Below are 20,961 nucleotides of genomic sequence, written 5' to 3' on the forward strand. Positions count from 1 at the left end.
TCATCCCGTGTTCCGTCCGAACAACGCATCGTCGATGCAGCGGCCAAGCGTCACCGCATGCGGTTCGCGCATCATCGACTGGTGATCGCCCGGAACGATCGTGCGTCGCAAGCGCGCGGCCGCGATGTCGGCATCCCAACCGCGCCAATGATCGAGCGGTCGGTCATCGACCCGCGCCAGTTCCGCATGCTGCTCAGCCGAGAACAGATGCACCGGGAAGCTCGCCGCGCCGCTCCTTGCGTCGTAGTCGATCATCGCCTGGGTGTGGGTGATTTCACGGTCGATGAAGCGGAAGATCTCGTCATCCGACAGGCCCTGGAAGTATCCGGGCAGGAGCGCGTATTCGTGGCAGGCGGCGAGCAGCGCGTCGAATGCGAGCGTGGGCAGGCGTGCGTCGAGTGCGTCGAGGTGTTCGCGCTGTGCGCGGATCTGCTGCGCTTGGGCGTCGGTTACGCCTTGTGTATCGACAAGCATTGCCAGTATGCCGAGGACTTCCCGGACGCGCGCGATCAGCATCGCGCTGTGCCGTGCGGGGTCGGCCAGGCGCGGCGCCCAGGTGGGGATGAGCAAAGTTGGCGTGTAGGTGTCCAGCAGTCCGACGAACCCGACCGTATGGCCGCGCGTCGCAAGCTCGCTGGCCAGTGCGTGAGCGAGCGTGCCGCCGAGCGACCAGCCCGCAACACGGTACGGGCCCTGTGGCTGGACCGTCGTGACGAGATTGGCCAGGCGCACGGCGAGTTCCGCGAAGGTGCCGGGCGTCGTGTCGGACAGCGGGTTCGCCAGCAGGCCGTAGACCGGAACGCGTGCATCGATGTACTGCGCGAGTCGCGAGAAGTAGGTGTCGACGCCGCTGCTTTCGTGGACGAGGAACAATGGGCGCTCGGTACCGTGCGGTCGTACCGCGACGACGCCCTCCGGCAATGCACCCGCGGTGAGCGGCTGCAGCGTCGCGGCGAAAGCGGCCAGGGTCGGCTGGGCGAACAGGCGGTGCACTTCCGTATGGTAGCCGCGTTTCCGCGCGCGTTCGACCAGCTTGACGGCGAGGAGCGAGTGGCCGCCGAGAGCAAAGAAGCTGTCGTGGCGGCTGACGCGTTCGATGCCGAGCAGTTCGCTCCAGATAGCGGCGAGGGTTGTTTCCACTTCACCCGACGGTGCCTCGTAATCCTGTCGGACGAAGGCATCCTGATCGGGGGCAGGGAGTGCCTTGCGATCGAGCTTGCCGTTGGGGGTGAGCGGGAAGGCGTCGAGACGGACGAATGCGGCGGGCACCATGTAGTCGGGCAGACGGGCGGCCAGATAGGTTTTCAGTTGGCTGGCGACGGACGGATCTGTGCTTTCGTCGGGCGTATCTTCCCCGCCGAAGGCGGCAGCTTCCGCGACGACGTAAGCGACCAGTCGCAAGTCGCTGTCCTGACCCAGCGCCAGAACGGCGGCTTCGCGGATCTCCGGATGCTCGGCAAGCCGTGATTCGATTTCGCCGAGTTCGATGCGGAAGCCGCGAATCTTGACCTGATGGTCGTTACGGCCGAGGAATTCGAGGTTGCCGTCGGGCAGATAGCGTGCGAGGTCGCCGGTTTTATAAAGACGAGCGCCGGGCCGATTACTGAACGGGTCGTCGATGAAGCGTTCGCTGGTGAGGTCCGGTCGGTTCAGATAGCCGCGCGCGACACCGGCCCCGCCGACATAGAGTTCACCGGCCACACCGAGCGGGACAGGACGCAAATGCGCATCGAGCAGGTACGCGGTGGCGTTGTGAATCGGCCGGCCGATATGCGGGACCTCGGCATCGACGGGTAACACGCCAGAGGTTGCCACGACGGTTGCTTCAGTCGGGCCGTAGTTGTTGACCAGGGTGAGGCCATCGGGAAGCGCCTCGACACCCCCCGGGAAACGTTCACCGCCGATGAGCAGGTAACGCAGATTGGGCGGTAACTGCTTGCGGTCGATCGCCATGACGGCGAGCGAGGTGACGAGGAAGGAGACGTCGAGTTGCTGCTGTTGCCACCAGTCGAGCAGGGCGATCGGATCGCGAGCGGCATGAACCGGAGGCAGGACGAGGGTGCCGCCGGAGAGGAGGCTGGGCCAGAGTTCCCAGGTGGTGGCATCGAACGCCACGCCGGCCGTCATGGCCGAAGCCGATCCGGACCGAAGCGCGAAGGCATCGATATGCCAGTGGCAGAGGTTGACCAGATTGTGATGTTCGACCATCACGCCCTTGGGCACACCGGTAGACCCCGAGGTATAGATCACATAGGCCAGATTCCGGTCGTTCAACCCATCGACCACCGGGTTATGAACCGGGTAGTCAATCAGTGGGTTGAGATGCGTGCTGGATGCGTCGAGCGAAGACATGATCGGATCGATGACCGTCCGTTTGGCGAGGGCATGAGCGCCGATCGTGTTCCGTCCGGTTTCGTCGGCGAGAACGATGCCAGGGTTGGCGTCATCGAGAATGTGCGCGAGCCGTTCGGCCGGGTAAGCCGGATCGAGCGGGAGATAGGCACCACCGGCCTTGAGAATGGCGAGTACTCCGATAATCATGGCCGGCGTGCGCTCGACACAAACGGCAACCGGCGTATCCAAATCTGCCCCAAGCGCGATCAGATGATGCGCGATTCGGTTGGCACGGGCATTCAACTCGCCATAGCTGAGCGTGGTGTCTCCGAATCGCACGGCGACAGCCGATGGCATCTGTTCGGCGCGCTCCTCCACCAATCGATGCGTACAGATTTGGGTGGGATAGTCGCGTCGCGTCTGGTTCCATGTTTCGAGCAGTAGGGTGCGCTCGCGGTTTCCGAGAATCTCGATCTGAGCGGTCGGCGTTGGCTGCTCAAGAACAAACGCATTGAGCATGGCGATGAAATAGCCGGCATGACGTTCGATCGTGATCTGATCGAAGAGCGCGGTCGCGTAGTTGATGACACCGACGATCTGGTCATCGACCTCGCTCAAATTGAGTTCGAGGTCGAACTTGACGATCTGATGTTCGACCGGAACCGGCGTGGAGGCGATGCCGGGCAACTGCCAGTTGCCGACCTCATTGTTCTGCCAGGAGAACATGACCTGGAAGAGCGGGGTGTGATCGAGGTGCCTTGGCGGTTGGACGATTTCAACGACTTGCTCGAAAGGCAGATCCTGATGTTGCTGGGCATCGAGCGCAACGCGGCGGACACGCTGGACGAGTTCGGCGGGCGAAGGCAGGCCGTCGAGATCGATGCGCAGCGCGAGGGTGTTGACGAAGAAGCCGACGAGCGGTTCGATCTCGGCGCGCCCGCGATTGGCGGAAGGTGAGCCGATGACGATGTCGGACTGTCCGGAGAGCCGTGAGAGGACAGCGCTCCATGCGGCAAGGACAGTCATGAAGAGCGTGGCCTGCTGCTGTTGCGAGAACTGCCGCAGCGCGCGGGTGAGTTCGGCATCGATATGCAGGGGAACGGTTGCACCGGCATAGGACTGCTGGGGCGGGCGGGGCCGGTCGGTGGGGAGTTCGATGCGAACAGGCGCGCCGGCGAGGGCGTTGCGCCAGAACTCGCTTTGCTCGGCGAGCCGTTCGCCGGCGAGCCATTGACGCTGCCATGCGGCGTAGTCGGGGTACTGGATGGCGAGGGCGGGCAGGTCGGCGGGTCGATTTTCGACAGAGGCGGCGTAGAGCGCGCTGAGTTCGCCAAGCAGAATGCCAAAGGACCAGCCGTCGGAGACGATGTGGTGCTGGGTGAGCAGGAACTGATGATGGTGCGCGTTGAAGCGGATCAGGCGGGCGCGAATGAGCGGGCCGTGTTCGAGGTCGAACGGTGTTTGAGCTTCCTCGTGTTGCAGGCGGAGGGCCTGTGCTTCGACATTGCCTCCTGACAGGACGTGCCGGCGAAGCGGCACACCTGACCCGGCGGGGAGCAGTTGGACCTGCGGTTGCCCGTCGACGGAGACGAATACGGAACGCAAGGCTTCGTGCCGGTCGAAGAGTGCGTTAAGCGCGTCATGCCATGCGTGCGTATCGAGTTCGCCGTGCAGATCGATGGCGAAGGGGATGTTGTAGGCGTGACTGTTCGGATCGAGTTGAGCGAGGAACCAGAGACGCTGCTGGGCGAAGGAGAGCGGCAAAGGCTGATCGCGGGACACCGATTCGATGGCGGGCAGGTCGAGGGGTGCGGTGCGAAGCTGTTGAGAAACGACGTCGGCGAATGCGGCGAGAGAAGGTGCGGCGAAGAGGGAGGCGAGCGGCAGGTTTGCGCCGATCGCGGCGATACGGCTCATGAGACGGACGGCGAGAAGCGAGTGGCCGCCAAGAGCAAAGAAGCTGTCGTGGCGGCTGACGCGTTCGATGCCGAGCAGTTCGCTCCAGATAGCGGCGATAGTCGTTTCCACCTCACCCAATGGCGCCTCGTAATCTTGTCGAACAAAGGCATCCTGATCAGGAGCAGGGAGTGCCTTGCGATCGAGCTTGCCGTTGGGGGTGAGCGGGAAGGTATCGAGACGGACGAATGCGGCGGGCACCATGTAGTCGGGCAGCCGTTCGGCTAGATAGGTGTGCAACTGGTCGATGATGGTCCGATCGTACGTATCTTCCCCATCGGCACGGCCATCGACGGTTTCACCAGACACATCTTTCCCATCGAATACGGCAGCATTCGCGACAACATAAGCGACCAGTCGCAAGTCGCTGTCCTGACCCAGTGCCAGAACGGCGGCTTCGCGGATCTCCGGATGCTCGGCAAGCCGTGATTCGATTTCACCGAGTTCGATGCGGAAGCCACGGATCTTGACCTGATGGTCGTTACGACCAAGGAATTCGAGGTTGCCGTCGGGCAGATAGCGTGCGAGATCGCCGGTTTTGTAGAGACGAGCGCCGGGCCGATTGCTGAACGGATCGTCGATGAAGCGTTCGCTGGTAAGGTCCGGTCGGTTCAGATAACCGCGTGCGACACCGGCCCCACCGACATACAGTTCACCAGCGACACCGAGCGGGACGGGACGCAAATGCGCATCGAGCAGGTACGCGGTGGCGTTGTGAATCGGTCGGCCGATATGCGGGACATCGGCATCGATGGGCAACACGCCAGAGGTTGCCACGACAGTGGTTTCGGTCGGGCCGTAGTTGTTGACCAGCGTGAGGCCGTCAGGCAATGCATTAACGCCACCCGGGAAACGTTCTCCGCCGATGAGCAGGTAACGCAGATTGGGCGGTAACTGCTTGCGGTCAATCGCCATGACGGCGAGCGAGGTGACGAGGAAGGAGACGTCGAGTTGTTGCTGTTGCCACCAATCGAGCAGGGCGATTGGATCGCGAGCGGCATGCACCGGAGGCAGGACGAGGGTGCCGCCGGAGAGGAGGCTGGGCCAGAGTTCCCAGGTGGTGGCATCGAACGCCACGCCGGCCGTCATGGCCGAAGCCGATCCGGGCTGAAGCGCGAAGGCATCGATATGCCAGTAACAGAGGTTGACCAGATTGTGATGTTCGACCATCACACCCTTGGGCACACCGGTGGACCCCGAGGTATAGATCACATAGGCCAGATTCCGGTCGTTCAACCCATCGACCACCGGGTTGGTCGTCGGATAAGCGGAAAGCTTGAGCAGGATGTTGAGTTCGGAAGCTTGCCCGGCATGGAGGACGATACTTTCGTCGACAAGCGCCTCATTGGGATCGAGGACAGCCCGGTTGGCGAGCGGCGCATCGCCGATAGCAGCGAGGCCAGCGGTATCTGCGAGGACGATAGCAGGATTGGCGTCATCGAGAATGTGCGCGAGCCGGTCAGCGGGGTAAGCCGGATCGAGCGGGAGATAAGCCGCCCCGGCTTTAAGAATCGCGAGTACTCCAACAATCATGGCGGGCGCGCGCTCGACACAAACAGCAACCGGCATATCCAGGCGCGCGCCAAGCTCGATCAGATGATGCGCGAGCCGGTTGGCGCGCGCATTCAACTCGCCATAACTGAGCGTGATATCACCGAACCGCACCGCAACAGCCGAAGGCGTGAGTTCGACCTGCCGCTCGAAATGCCGCTGTACAGTGGTCTTGATCGGATAATCGCGCCGGGTCTCATTCCAGGCTTCGCACAACAGCGTCCGTTCGCTGGCGGGCAGCACTTCGATCTGCCGAACCGAGATCGTGGACTTCGCTTCGATCGCGTCGGCAATGCTCTCCAGCGCCTGGGTCATATACCCGCAGATACGCGCGGCATCGAGCGTTTCAGCTACCTGCAAGGTGAGCCCGAGCGCGTTTCCGTAATCTTCCACGGACATCACCAACGGGTAGTTGGTGCGCTCTTGCGCGTTGAGGACTTCGACACCACCCAGCGGTGCATGTTCGGTTGTCAGGGCGGCATTATGTCGGTAATTGAGCAGCGTACTGAAGAGCGGTGATCCGGCGGGAACGCTGCTGCACCGTTGCGCGAGGGCAAGCGATGCATGCTCATGCGCGAGCAGATCGGCGAGCCGAGCGTGCGCGGTGCGTATCCCGGCTTCGATGGATGAGTCGTCGAAGTCGAGGCGAATCGGCAAGGTGTTGATGAACAGGCCCATGGTTCGGTCGGCGCCGTCGCCGGCCTGCATGCGGCCGAACAGCACGGTGCCGAACACGACGCTATCCCTGCCGCTGGTACGCGCGAGCACCTGCGCCCAGGCGAGATGGAAGAGGCTTGCGAGGCTGACTCCCAGATGCTTGGCGTGCGCGCGCAAACGGTCGTTGATGGCACTGGACAACGCGACATGCGCTTCGTTGATTTGCGATCCGTCGCGATGGACTTCGGCGAGACCAAACGGCAGGGTCGGCTCATCGATGTCGCGCAGCATTGTGCTGAAGAAGCGCACATGCGCCTCCTCGCTGACGCCAAGGCGAGCCTGTGCGATGAGATTCCGGAACGGCAGCGGTTGAGACAGGGCCTCGCCGTGGCCGGCAAGCAGGATCTGCACTTCGGCATTCATCGTTTCGAGCGTCGAGTGATCGCCGATCAGATGATGGAGTTGGTGCTGGAGAATCCAGCGGCCGTCGGTGTCCTCGGCGATCGCGAAGCGCAGCAACGGGGCGCGGGTCAGGTCGATGCGGTGATGACGTGGGTCGAAGCGCGCGGCCAGTTGCGTGGCGATCGGGCCATTGATCGGATCGAAGCGGCATTCCTCGACGGACAGTCGTGCATTGCGCCAGACGACCTGAGCCGGTATCGAGAGACCTTCCCAGACGAGCGCGGTTCGGAGGATGTCGTGGCGGTCGACAACCTGTTGAACGGCCGTGAGATAGCGGTCGAGGAGTGGACGGTTGTCGAAGGCGGCTTGTATCGACAGCAGGTACGGGTCGCCTTCGGCAGACATCAGGTGGTGGAACAGGATGCCGTCTTGCAGCGGGGAGAGGGCATAGATGTCCTGGATGTTGGCGATGCCGCCGGGGACCTGGGCGACGATGTGGTTGATGTCGGCCTGGGTGAGGTCGATGAGGGGCAGCAGGTCCGGGGTGATCGCGGTGGTTTCAGGGGTGATGTGGTTGGCCGGGACTTCGATCTCGCGGTGCTGGCCGAGTGTCTGGGCGAGCGCGACGACCGTAGGCGTGCGGAACAGATCGCGGATCGACAGGCTGAGGCCACGCTGGCGCATGCGTTCGATGAGTTTGACGGCGAGGAGCGAGTGACCGCCGAGAGCGAAGAAGCTGTCGTGGCGGCTGACGCGTTCGATGCCGAGCAGTTCGCTCCAGATGCCGGCGATAGTCGTTTCCACTTCACCCGATGGTGTTTCGTAATCCTGTCGGACGAAGGCATCCTGATCGGGAGCAGGGAGTGCCTTGCGATCGAGCTTGCCGTTGGGGGTGAGCGGGAACGCATCGAGGCGGATGAACGCTGCGGGCACCATGTGCTCGGGCAGGCGTTCGGCGAGGTGCGCGCGCAGTGCGTTCATCATCGCTTGGGCCGCGTCGTGTTCGGACGCATGTTCATCCGAGAACGCTTGGGCAGGTGCGACGACATAGGCGACCAGACGTTTGTCCGTATCGGAACCCGCGGCGACGACCACGGCTTCGCGCACGGCCTCATGGTCGACGAGGCGCGCCTCGATTTCACCGAGTTCGATGCGGAAGCCGCGGATCTTGACCTGATGGTCGGTCCGGCCGAGGTATTCGATCTGACCGTCATGCCGCCAGCGTGCGAGATCGCCGGAACGATACATGCGTTCGCCCGGGGTGAACGGATTGGCGACGAAACGCTCGGAGGTGAGCGAGAAGCGGTTCAGATAGCCACGGGCGAGGCCCGCGCCGGCGAGGTACAACTCGCCGGGCACACCCGGCGGCACGGGACGCAGCGCCTCATCGAGGATGTAAAGCTGGAGATTCCAGATCGGTGCGCCGATGGGGGCGGCGTTGCCAATCACCTCGTCGGAACGATAAGCCCAGTAGGAGACGTCGACAGCGGCCTCGGTCGGGCCGTAAAGGTTGTGCAGCGGCGTGCCGAGAGTGGCATGAGCGCGCTTGGCGAGATCAGTGGAGAGGGCTTCACCGCTGCAGACGATACGGCGCAGCGTGTTTCCGCATTGAGCGGCGTCAGGCTCAAGCAGGAATGCTTCGAGCATGGAAGGCACGAAGTGCGCGGTGGTGATGCGTTGCTGCGTGATGAGTTCGGCGAGATAGGCGGGATCGCGATGTCCGTCGGGACGAGCAAAGACGATGCGAGCGCCAGCAATCAACGGCCAGAAGAATTCCCAGACGGAAACGTCGAAGCTGGAAGGTGTTTTCTGAAGTACCGCGTCATCGCTCTGGAGTTGATAGGCATGCTGCATCCAGAGCAGCCGGTTGACGATCCCGGCATGGGTATTGGCAGCGCCCTTGGGAGTGCCTGTCGACCCCGAGGTATAGATCACATAGGCGGGATGCAGTACCGAAAGCGGCGCGACGCGAGCATGGTTGTCGAGGTTATGGTCGGGCTGCGTGTCCAACTGCGCGAGAAGGGCGTCTCCATCGATCTGCAAGACAGGAATCGATCCGGTTTCGGGCAGCAGGGCGAGCACGTCGCCGCGCGAGATGAGTGCGGCGGGCTTGGCGTCGCGAAGCATGAAGGCGAGGCGTTCGGCGGGATAGTCGGTATCGAGCGGCAGATAAGCCGCCCCGGCCTTGACGACGGCGAGCAGCGAAACGATGAGATCGAGCGAACGCGGAATGGCGACGGCAACGACGGATTCCGGCCCGATCCCCGAGGCAACGAGCATGCGCGCCAACTGATTGGCGCGGGCGTTGAGTTCCCGATAGCTGAGCGACTGGGTTTCAAACCCAGCTGCCACGGCATCGGGAGAACGCTCGACCTGTTTTTCGATCAACGCGTCCAGCGTCGTTTCCGGCAGCGCCTGTCTGGTGTTGTTCCATTCTCCAAGAACCAATTGGCGTTCTTGCTTGGAGAGGATGTCGATACAGTTCAGCGGCATAAAGGCTGATGTATCGGCAAACGCCTTGAGCATGGCGATGAGATAGCCGACGTGATGTTCGATCGTAATCTGATCGAAGAGCGCGGTAGCGTAGTTGATGCTCCCGATGATCTGGCCGTCGGCCTCGCTCAGATTGAGTTCGAGGTCGAACTTGATGATCTGATGCTCGACCGGAACCAGCGTGGTAACGACGCCGGGCAACTGCCAGTTGCCGACCTCATTGTTCTGCCAGGAGAACATGACCTGGAAGAGCGGGGTGTGATCGAGGTGTCGTTGCGGTTGGGCGATTTCGACGACCTGTTCGAAAGGCAGGTCCTGATGTTGCTGGGCATCGAGCGCGACGCGGCGGACGCGCTGGACGAGTTCGGCAGGCGAAGGCAGACCATCGAGATCGATGCGCAGCGCGAGGGTGTTGACGAAGAAGCCGACGAGCGGTTCGATCTCGGCGCGCCCGCGATTGGCGGAAGGCGAGCCGATGACGATGTCGGATTGTCCGGAGAGGCGTGAGAGGACAGCGCTCCACGCGGCAAGGACAGTCATGAAGAGCGTGGCCTGCTGCTGTTGCGAGAACTGCCGCAGCGCGCGGGTGAGTTCGGCATCGATATGCAGGGGAACGGTCGCGCCGGCATAGGACTGCTGGGGCGGGCGGGGCCGGTCGGTGGGGAGTTCTATGCGAACAGGCGCGCCGGCGAGGTTGCTGCGCCAGAACTCGCTTTGCTCGGCGAGCCGTTCGCCGGCGAGCCATTGACGCTGCCATGCGGCGTAGTCGGGGTACTGGATGGCGAGGGCGGGCAGGTCGGCGGGTCGATTTTCGACGGCGGCGGCGTAGAGCGCACTGAGTTCGCCAAGCAGAATGCCAAAGGACCAGCCGTCGGAGACGATGTGGTGCTGGGTGAGCAGGAACTGATGATGGTGCGCGTTGAAGCGGATCAGGCGGGCGCGAATGAGCGGGCCGTGTTCGAGGTCGAACGGGGTCCGGGCTTCCTCGTGTTGCAGGCGGAGAGCCTGTTGCGCTTGTTCATCGATATTGTCTCCAGACAGGACGTGATGGCGAAGCGGCACACCTGACCCGGCGGGGAGCAATTGGACCTGTGGTTGCCCGTCGACGGAGACGAATACGGAGCGCAAGGCTTCGTGCCGGTCGAAGAGTGCGTTAAGCGCGTCATGCCATGCGTGCGTATCGAGTTCACCGTGCAGATCGATGGCGAAGGGGATGTTGTAGGCGTGGCTGCCCGGATCGAGTTGAGCGAGGAACCAGAGACGCTGCTGGGCGAAGGAGAGCGGCAAAGGCTGATCGCGGGACACCGATTCGATGGCGGGCAGGTCGAGGGGTGCGGTGCGAAGCTGTTGAGAAACGACGTCGGCGAATGCGACGAGAGAAGGTGCGGCGAAGAGGGAGGCGAGCGGCAGGTTTGCACCGATCGCGGCGATACGGCTCATGAGACGGACGGCGAGGAGCGAGTGGCCGCCGAGGGCGAAGAAGCTGTCGTGGCGGCTGACGCGTTCGATGCCGAGCAGTTCGCTCCAGATGCCGGCGATAGTCGTTTCCACCTCACCCAATGGCGCCTCGTAATCTTGTCGAACAAAGGCATCCTGATCAGGAGCAGGGAGTGCCTTGCGATCGAGCTTGCCGTTAGGGGTGAGCGGGAAGGTATCGAGCCGCACGAAGGCAGCGGGCACCATGTAGTCGGGCAGACGTGCGGCCAGATAGGTTTTCAGTTGGCTGGCGACGGACGGATCCGTGCTTTCGTCGGGCGTATCTTCCCCGCCGAAGGCGGCAGCTTCCGCGACGACGTAAGCGACCAGTCGCAAGTCGCTGTCCTGGCCCAGCGCCAGAACGGCGGCTTCGCGGATCTCCGGATGCTCGGCAAGCCGTGATTCGATTTCGCCGAGTTCGATGCGGAAGCCACGAATCTTGACCTGATGGTCGTTGCGACCGAGGAATTCGAGGTTGCCGTCGGGGAGGTAGCGCGCTAGGTCGCCGGTTTTATAAAGACGAGCGCCGGGCCGATTGCTGAACGGATCGTCGATGAAGCGTTCGCTGGTGAGGTCCGGTCGGTTCAGATAACCGCGTGCGACACCGGCCCCACCGACATACAGTTCACCAGCGACACCGAGCGGGACGGGGCGAAGGTGAGCATCGAGCAGGTACGCGGTGGCGTTGTGAATCGGCCGGCCGATATGCGGGACCTCGGCATCGACGGGCAACACGCCAGAGGTTGCCACGACAGTGGTTTCGGTCGGGCCGTAGTTGTTGACCAGCGTGAGGCCGTCAGGCAATGCATTAACGCCCCCCGGGAAACGTTCACCGCCGATGAGCAGATAGCGGAGATTGGGCGGTAACTGCTTGCGGTCGATCGCCATGACGGCGAGCGAGGTGACGAGGAAGGAGACGTCGAGTTGTTGCTGCTGCCACCAGTCGAGCAGGGCGATTGGATCGCGAGCGGCATGCACCGGAGGCAGGACGAGGGTGCCGCCGGAGAGGAGGCTGGGCCAGAGTTCCCAGGTGGTGGCATCGAACGCCACGCCGGCCGTCATGGCCGAAGCCGATCCGGACCGAAGCGCGAAGGCATCGATATGCCAGTAACAGAGGTTGACCAGATTGTGATGTTCGACCATCACGCCCTTGGGCACACCGGTGGACCCCGAGGTATAGATCACATAGGCCAGATTCCGGTCGTTCAGCCCATCGACCACCGGGTTGGTTGTCGGATAGGCGGAAAGCTTGAGCAGGATGTTGAGTTCGGAAGCTTGCCCGGCATGGAGGACGATACTTTCGTCGACAAGCGCCTCATTGGGATCGAGGACAGCCCGGTTGGTTAGCGGCGCATCGCCGATAGCAGCGAGGCCAGCGGTATCTGCGAGGACGATAGCAGGATTGGCGTCATTGAGAATGTGCGCGAGCCGGTCAGCGGGGTAAGCCGGATCGAGCGGGAGATAAGCCGCCCCGGCTTTAAGAATCGCGAGTACTCCAACAATCATGGCGGGCGCGCGCTCGACACAAACAGCAACCGGCATATCCAGGCGCGCGCCAAGTTCGATCAGATGATGCGCGAGCCGGTTGGCGCGCGCATTCAACTCGCCATAACTGAGCGTGACATCTTCGAACCGCACGGCGATGGCCGAAGGCGTCCGTTCAGCCTGCTGCTCGACCAAGCACTGCACGGTGACGCCAGTCGGATAATCGCGTCGCATCTGATTCCATGTTTCGAGCAGCTGCGTGCGCTCGTGGTTTCCAAGAATCTCGATCTGAGCCGTCGGCGTTTCCTTCTCAAGAACAAACGCCTTGAGCATGGTGACGAGATAGCCGGCATGGCGTTCGATTGTGGTCCGCTCGAAGAGCGCGGTAGCGTAGTTGATGCCCCCGATGATCTGGCCATCGGCCTCGCTCAGATTGAGCTCGAGGTCGAACTTGACGATCTGATGTTCGACTGGAACCAGCGTGGAGGCGATGCCGGGCAGTTGCCAGTTGCCGACCTCGTTGTTCTGCCAGGCGAACATCACCTGGAAGAGCGGGGTGTGATCGAGGTGTCGTGGCGGTTGGACGATTTCGACGACCTGTTCGAAAGGCAGGTCCTGATGTTGCTGGGCATCGAGCGCGACGTGGCGGACGCGCTGGACGAGTTCGGCAGGCGAAGGCAGACCATCGAGATCGATGCGCAGCGCGAGGGTGTTGACGAAGAAGCCGACGAGCGGTTCGATCTCGGCGCGCCCGCGATTGGCGGAAGGCGAGCCGATGACGATGTCGGCCTGTCCGGAGAGGCGTGAGAGGACAGCGCTCCACGCGGCAAGGACAGTCATGAAGAGCGTGGCCTGCTGCTGTTGCGAGAACTGCCGCAGCGCGCGGGTGAGTTCGGCATCGATATGCAGGGGAACGGTTGCGCCGGCATAGGACTGCTGGGGCGGGCGGGGCCGGTCGGTGGGGAGTTCGACGCGAACAGGCGCGCCGGCGAGGTTGCTGCGCCAGAACTCGCTTTGCTCGGAAAGCCGGTCGCCGGCGAGCCATTGACGCTGCCATGCGGCGTAGTCGGGGTACTGGATGGCGAGGGCGGGCAGGTCGGCGGGTCGATTTTCGACGGCGGCGGCGTAGAGCGCACTGAGTTCGCCAAGCAGAATGCCAAAGGACCAGCCGTCGGAGACGATGTGGTGCTGGGTGAGCAGGAACTGATGATGGTGCGCGTTGAAGCGGATCAGGCGGGCGCGGATAAGCGGACCGTGTTCGAGGTCGAACGGGGTTTGAGCTTCCTCGTGTTGCAGGTGGAGGGCCTGTTCTTCGACATTGCCTCCGGACAAGACGTGCTGGCGAAGCGGCACACCTGACCCGGTGGGGAGCAGTTGGACCTGTGGTTGCCCGTCGACGGAGACGAATACGGAACGCAAGGCTTCGTGCCGGTCGAAGAGTGCGTTAAGCGCGTCATGCCATGCGTGCGTATTGAGTTCGCCGTGCAGATCGATGGCGAAGGGGATGTTGTAGGCGTGGCTGTTCGGATCGAGTTGAGCGAGGAACCAGAGACGCTGCTGGGCGAAGGAGAGCGGCAGAGGCTGATCGCGGGACACCGATTCGATGGCGGGCAGGTCGAGAGGTGCGGTGTGAAGCTGTTGAGAAACGACGTCGGCGAATGCGGCGAGAGAAGGTGCGGCGAAGAGCGAAGCGAGCGGCAGGTTTGCGCCGATCGCGGCGACGCGGCTCATGAGACGGACGGCGAGGAGCGAGTGGCCGCCGAGGGCGAAGAAGCTGTCGTGGCGGCTGACGCGTTCGATGCCGAGCAGTTCGCTCCAGATGCCGGCGATAGTCGTTTCCACTTCACCCGATGGTGCCTCGTAATCCTGTCGGACGAAGGCATCCTGATCAGGAGCGGGGAGCGCCTTGCGATCGAGCTTGCCATTGGGGGTGAGCGGGAAGGCATCGAGACGAACGAAGGCAGCCGGGACCATGTAGTCGGGCAGGCGTTCGGTCAGATAGATTCTCAGTTGGCTGGCGATGGCCAGATCAACGGACGCATCTTTCCCGTTGATCCGATCGCTGACGTTTTCGCTGGACGCATCTTCCCTGTCGAATGCATTGGCATCGGCAACGACGTAAGCGACCAGTCGGAGATTGCCTTCGGTGCCATGAGTCAGAACAGCCGCTTCGCGAACACCGGTATGTTCGGCAAGCCGTGATTCGATTTCACCGAGTTCGATGCGGAAGCCACGGATCTTGACCTGATGGTCGTTACGGCCGAGGAATTCGAGGTTGCCGTCGGGCAGATAGCGTGCGAGGTCGCCGGTTTTATAAAGACGAGCGCCGGGCCGATTACTGAACGGGTCGTCGATGAAGCGTTCGCTGGTGAGGTCCGGTCGGTTCAGATAGCCGCGCGCGACACCGGCCCCGCCGACATAGAGTTCACCGGCCACACCGAGCGGGACAGGACGCAAATGCGCATCGAGCAGGTACGCGGTGGCGTTGTGAATCGGTCGGCCGATATGCGGGACCTCGGCATCGACGGGCAACACGCCAGAGGTTGCCACGACGGTTGCTTCAGTCGGGCCATAGTTGTTGACCAGGGTGAGGCCATCGGGAAGCGCCTCGACACCCCCCGGGAAACGTTCACCGCCGATGAGCAGATAGCGGAGATTGGGCGGTAACTGCTTGCGGTCGATCGCCATGACGGCGAGCGAGGTGACGAGGAAGGAGACGTCGAGTTGCTGCTGCTGCCACCAGTCGAGCAGGGCAATCGGATCGCGAGCGGCATGCACCGGAGGCAGGACGAGGGTGCCGCCGGAGAGGAGGCTGGGCCAGAGTTCCCAGGTGGTGGCATCGAACGCCACGCCGGCCGTCATGGCCGAAGTCGATCCGGACCGAAGCGCGAAGGCATCGATATGCCAGTGGCAGAGGTTGACCAGATTTTGATGTTCGACCATCACGCCTTTAGGCACACCGGTGGACCCCGAGGTATAGATCACATAGGCCAGATTCCGGTCGTTCAGCCCATCGACCACCGGGTTGGTCGTCGGATAGGCGGAAAGCTTGAGCAGGATGTTGAGTTCGGAAGCTTGCCCGGCATGGAGGACGATACTTTCGTCGACAAGCGCCTCATTGGGATCGAGGACAGCCCGGTTGGCGAGCGGCGCATCGCCGATAGCAGCGAGGCCGGCGGTATCTGCGAGGACGATAGCAGGATTGGCGTCATCGAGAATGTGCGCGAGCCGGTCAGCGGGGTAAGCCGGATCGAGCGGGAGATAAGCCGCCCCGGCTTTAAGAATCGCGAGTACGCCAACAATCATGGCGGGCGCGCGCTCGACACAAACAGCAACCGGCATATCCAGGCGAGCGCCAAGCTCGATCAGATGATGCGCGAGCCGATTGGCACGCGCATTCAATTCGCCATAACTGAGCGCGACATCTCCAAACCGTACGGCGATAGCCGAAGGCGTCCGTTCAGCCTGCTGCTCGACCAAGCGCTGCACGGTGGCGCCAGTCGGGTGATCGCGACGCGTGCGATTCCACTCATCGAGCAGCAGCGCCCGCTCCGCAGCCGGCTGCACCTCCAGGCTGCGCACCGCCACTCCCGATCCGTATTCCAGCGCGTCGGCCAGACTTTCGAGCGCCTGCGCCATGTAGCGGCAAACACGCTCCGCATCCAGCGCCTCGATGGCCTGCAAGGTCAGCCCGAGCGCCTGCCCGAAATCCTCGACCGACAGCACGAGCGGATAGGTAGTGCGCTCCTCGGCATGCCCGAGCGAGATCCCGTCGAAGGCAATCGGATTGAGTGAATCGGTTGCATTGTGCCGATAGTTCAGCAGCGCGCTGAACAGCGGCGATTCGGCGGGCACGCTGCTGCACCGCTGCGCGAGCGCGAGTGACGCATGTTCGTGCGCAAGCAGATCCGCGAGGCGAGCATGCGCGGCTCGCACGCTCGCCTCGACCGGCGTGTCGTCGAGATCAAGCCGGATCGGCAGCGTATTGATGAACAGGCCCATCGCCCGGTCCGCGCCGTCGCCGGCCTGCATGCGGCCGAACAGCACCGTGCCGAACACGACCTGATCGCGGCCGCTGGTGCGCGAGAGCACCTGGGCCCAGGCAAGATGGCACAGGCTTGCGAGGCTGACATTGGCCCGTTTCGCCTGCGCGCGCAGCCGCTGGTTCAACACCGTCGGCAGCATCAGCTGGGTTTCGCGGACACGCGCGCCGTCGCGATGCACTTCCGAAAGGCCGAACGGCAGCGTGGGCTCGTCGATGCCGGCAAGCATCGACGTGAAGAACCGCATGTGTTCCGCTTCACTGGTCCCGAGCCGCGCCTGCGCCACGAGATTGCGGAATGGCTGAGCGTCGGGCAGCGCTTGGTCCGGATCCAGCAGCAACGCCTGCACTTCCTGATTCAGGATGTCGAGCGTCGAATGATCGCCGATCAGGTGATGCAGCAGCAGTTGAAGAATCCAGCGGCCATCCGTGTTGTCGGTCACCGCGAAGCGCAGCAGCGGCGCCTGCGTCAGATCGACGCGATAGTGATGCGGGTCGAAGCGCGCGGCGAGCTGCGCGGCGATCGGACCGTGGGCCGAATCGAGACGGCATTCCTCGACGGATAACCTCGCGTTACGCCAAACCACCTGCGCGGGCGTCGACACGCCTTCCCACACAAACGCGGTTCTCAGAATGTCGTGACGATCGACCACCTTCTGTACGGCATTCAGATAACGGTCGAGCAGGTCGCGCGTCTCGAACGCGAGTTGGCCGACGACCAGGTAAGGATCGCCGTCGGTCGACAGCAGATGATGGAACAGGATGCCGTCCTGCAGTGGCGACAGGGCATAGATATCCTGGATGTTCGATACCCCGCCGGGCACCCGTTCGACGATGCGATCGATGTCGGCCTGGGTGAGGTCGATGAGCGGGAGCAGGTCGGGCGTAATGGCGCGGGTTTCGGGCGTAATGCGATTCACCGGAACCTCGATCTCGCGATGTCCGCCCAGGCTTTGCGCGAGCGCGGCAAGCGTGGGCGCCTGGAACAGGTCGCGGATCGCGAGACTCAATCCGCGCTGACGCATGCGCTCGATCAGCTTGACGGCAAGCAGCGAGTGACCACCGAGGGCGAAGAAACTGTCGTGGCGGCTGATCGCGTCGATGCCGAGCAACTCGCTCCAGATGCGGGCAAGGGCGATTTCGATGTCGCCTTGCGGGGCCTCGTAGACCTGGCGTTCGAAGGCATCCTGATCGGGAGCGGGGAGCGCCTTGCGGTCGAGCTTGCCATTCGGTGTCAGCGGGAACGCATCGAGCTGAACGAACGCGGCAGGCACCATGTATTCCGGCAGACGCTCGATCAGGTGCGCGCGCAGCGCGGCTGTGGTGGGTGTGTCGCCGGGTGCGGCGGCATCTGCGATGAAATACGCCACGAGTCGCTTGTCCGCATCCGCGCCGACCGCGAGCACCACGGCCTCGCGCACCATCCCGTGCTCCACGAGGCGCGCCTCGATTTCTCCGGGTTCGATCCGAAAGCCGCGGATCTTGACTTGCTGGTCGTTACGGCCCAGGAATTCCAGTGTCCCGTCGGGCAGAAAGCGCGCGAGGTCGCCGGTTTTGTACAGACGGGCGCCGGGCAGCGGGCTGAACGGGTCGGCCAGGAAGCGCTCCGCATTCAGTTCGGGACGGCTGAGGTAGCCGCGCGCGACGCCCGCGCCGCCCACGAACATCTCGCCGATCGCGCCGATCGGCGCGGGCTCGCCGGACGGATCGAGCACATAGATCCGCAGGTCGGGAATCCGTTCGCCGATGGGGCTGCTCGCGGCGAGGCTGTCGTGTTGCAGGAGCGGCCGGTAGGTGACGTGCACGGTGGTTTCCGTGATCCCGTACATATTGACGAGTTGCGGCGCACACTCGTCGCGGGTCGCGTACCACGCCTGCAGCATCGTGGGTTCCAACGCTTCGCCGCCGAAGATCACGTAGCGCAGCCGGTCGCGCAGCGTGCTGTGCGACTGGCTGGCGATGAAGGTGCGGAAGGCGCTCGGCGTCTGGTTGAGCACGGTGACACGTTGTTCGCATACCAACTGGTGGAAATCCTGCGGCGAACGGGCGATCGCATGCGGCACGATCACGAGCTTGCCGCCGTAGCGCAGCGCGCCCCACATCTCCCAGACGGAAAAATCGAAGGCGAACGAGTGGAACAGGCACCACGTGTCGTTCGCGTCGAAACCGTACCAGGGGTGAGTGGCGTCGAACAGGCGCGTCACGTTGCGATGCTCGACCATCACGCCTTTCGGCTTGCCGGTGGAGCCCGACGTATAGATGACGTAGGCCAGGTGATGCGCGGCCAGATCGGTCGCGACGGGGTTGTCCGCTGGCTCATCCAGGGTTTCGTTCGGGTCGAGCACAGTCAGCGGGGCAAGCGTTGCGTCACCGAGCGCGGCGCGTCCCGCCGCATCGGCGATCAGCAGGCGAGGGGCGGCGTCCTCGACGATATGCGCGAGGCGCTCGCCGGAGTAGGCCGGATCGAGCGGAACGTAAGCGCCGCCGGCCTTCAGGATCGCGAGCAGGCCGACAACGGTGGCCACGCTGCGCTCGACACAGATCCCGACCAGGGTGTCCGGACGCACGCCGAGGCGGATCAGGCGATGTGCGAGGCGATTGGCATGGATATTCAGCTCCGCGTAGCTCAGCGTGCGACTGCCGCATACGAGGGCGGGCGCGGACGGCGCGCGCGCGACCTGGGCCTCGAACAGTTGCGGCAGGCTGGCGGCGGACGTGTCGTGCGCACCGACGGCATTCCAGGTGTCGAGCAGCAGCCTGCGCTCGTCGGACGGCAGGATGTTCAACTGACGCGCCGGGAGCGCCGGGTTCGTTTCCAGCGCCTCGGCGAGACTGTGCAGGGCCTGCATCATGTAGCCGCAGATGCGTGCGGCGTCGAGCGGCGCGACGACCTGGGCGGTTAGGCCGAGCGCGTCGCCGAAGTCGTCGATCGAGAAAGTGAGCGGATAGTTGGTCCGCTCCTCGCTGCCGAGCGATTCGACCTCGGTGGAAGCGACCTGATGCAGGGGATGCGGCGCACTGTGTCGATAGTTCAGCAGCGCGCTGAACAGCGGAGAGCCGGCCGGAATGCCGCTGCAGCGCTGCGCGAGCGCGAGTGACGCGTGTTCATGCACGAGCAGGTCCGCGAGCCGCGCATGCGCGGTGCGCACACTGGCTTCGATCGGTGTGTCGTCGAGATCCAGGCGAATCGGCAGGGTGTTGATGAACAGGCCCATCGCGCGATCCGAGCCGTCACCCGCCTGCATGCGGCCGAATAGCACGGTGCCGAATACGACCTGATGCTGTCCGCTGGTGCGCGCGAGCACCTGCGCCCAGGCGAGGTGACAGAGGCTCGCAAGGCTGACGCCCACGCGCTTGGCTTGGGCGCGCAGACGGTCGCTCAGCGAGCGCGGCAGGGGCAGATGGGCCTCGCTGATCTGCGAGCCGTCGCGGTGGACTTCGGCGAGGCCGAAGGGCAGGGTCGGCTCGTCGATGCCGGCCAGCATCGTGGTGAAGAAGCGGGTGTGCGCTGCTTCGCTGATGCCGAATCGCGCCTGTGCCACGAGGTTGCGGAATGGCACGGTGCGAAGCAAGGTGTCGTGGCGGCCGGAGAGAATTGCGTCGACTTCGGCGTTTATTATTTCGAGCGTGGAGTGGTCACCGGCCAGATGGTGCAGGAGCATCTGGAGAATCCAGCGGCCGCTGGTGTCCTGGGCAATCGCGAATTGCAGCAGCGGCGCGCGGGTCAGGTCGATGCGATGATGACGCGGGTCAACGCGCTGCGCCAGCTGATGGACGATGGGGCCGTGTTCCGGATCGAAGCGGTATTCCTCGATGGGCAGCTTCGCGTGGCGCAGGACGATCTGGGCCGGTGTGGACAGCTCTTGCCAGGCGAAGATGGTGCGGAGAATGTCGTGGCGGTCGGCAACCTGCTGGATGGCGTCGAGGTAGCGGTCGAGCAGGTCGCGGGTGGCAAAGGCGATTTGGCTGGTCAGCAGGTACGGGTCGCCTTCGGTAGACATCAGGTGGTGGAACAGGATGCCGTCTTGCAGCGGGGAAAGGGCGTAGATTTCCTGGATGTTGGCGATGCCGCCGGGGACCTGGGCGATGATGTGGTCGATGTCGGCCTGGGTGAGGTCGATGAGAGGCAGCAGATCCGGGGTGATCGCGGTGGTTTCAGGGGTGATGCGGTTGGCCGGGACTTCGATCTCACGGTGCTGGCCGAGGGTCTGGGCGAGCGCGATGACCGTAGGCGTGCGGAACAGATCGCGGATCGACAGGCTGAGGCCACGCTGGCGCATGCGTTCGATGAGTTTGACGGCGAGGAGCGAGTGACCGCCGAGAGCGAAGAAGCTGTCGTGGCGGCTGACCTTGTCGATACCGAGGAGGTCGCTCCAGATGTCGGCGAGGGTGGTTTCGACTTCGCCTTGCGGTGCTTCGTAATCCTGTCGGACGAAGGCATCCTGATCGGGGGTGGGGAGTGCCTTGCGATCGAGCTTGCCGTTGGGGGTGAGCGGGAAGGCATCGAGACGAATGAATGCAGCGGGCACCATGTGCTCGGGCAGGCGTTCGGCGAGGTGTGCGCG

The 20,961-nt window shown here is 63.6% G+C and carries 1 protein-coding gene (cut by a window edge); it reads right to left on the bottom strand.

Annotated elements, in window-relative coordinates; genetic code table 11:
- Positions 1-20,961: the 3' portion of a non-ribosomal peptide synthase/polyketide synthase gene (locus tag Bsp3421_RS18700; protein ID WP_274002322.1), read on the bottom strand. It continues 38,928 nt past the right edge of the window; 20,961 of the gene's 59,889 nt are visible here — the last part of the coding sequence; its start codon lies off the right edge, out of view — the gene reads right to left on this strand; its stop codon occupies positions 1-3.

The organism is Burkholderia sp. FERM BP-3421, from assembly GCF_028657905.1.
Lineage (GTDB): Bacteria > Pseudomonadota > Gammaproteobacteria > Burkholderiales > Burkholderiaceae > Burkholderia.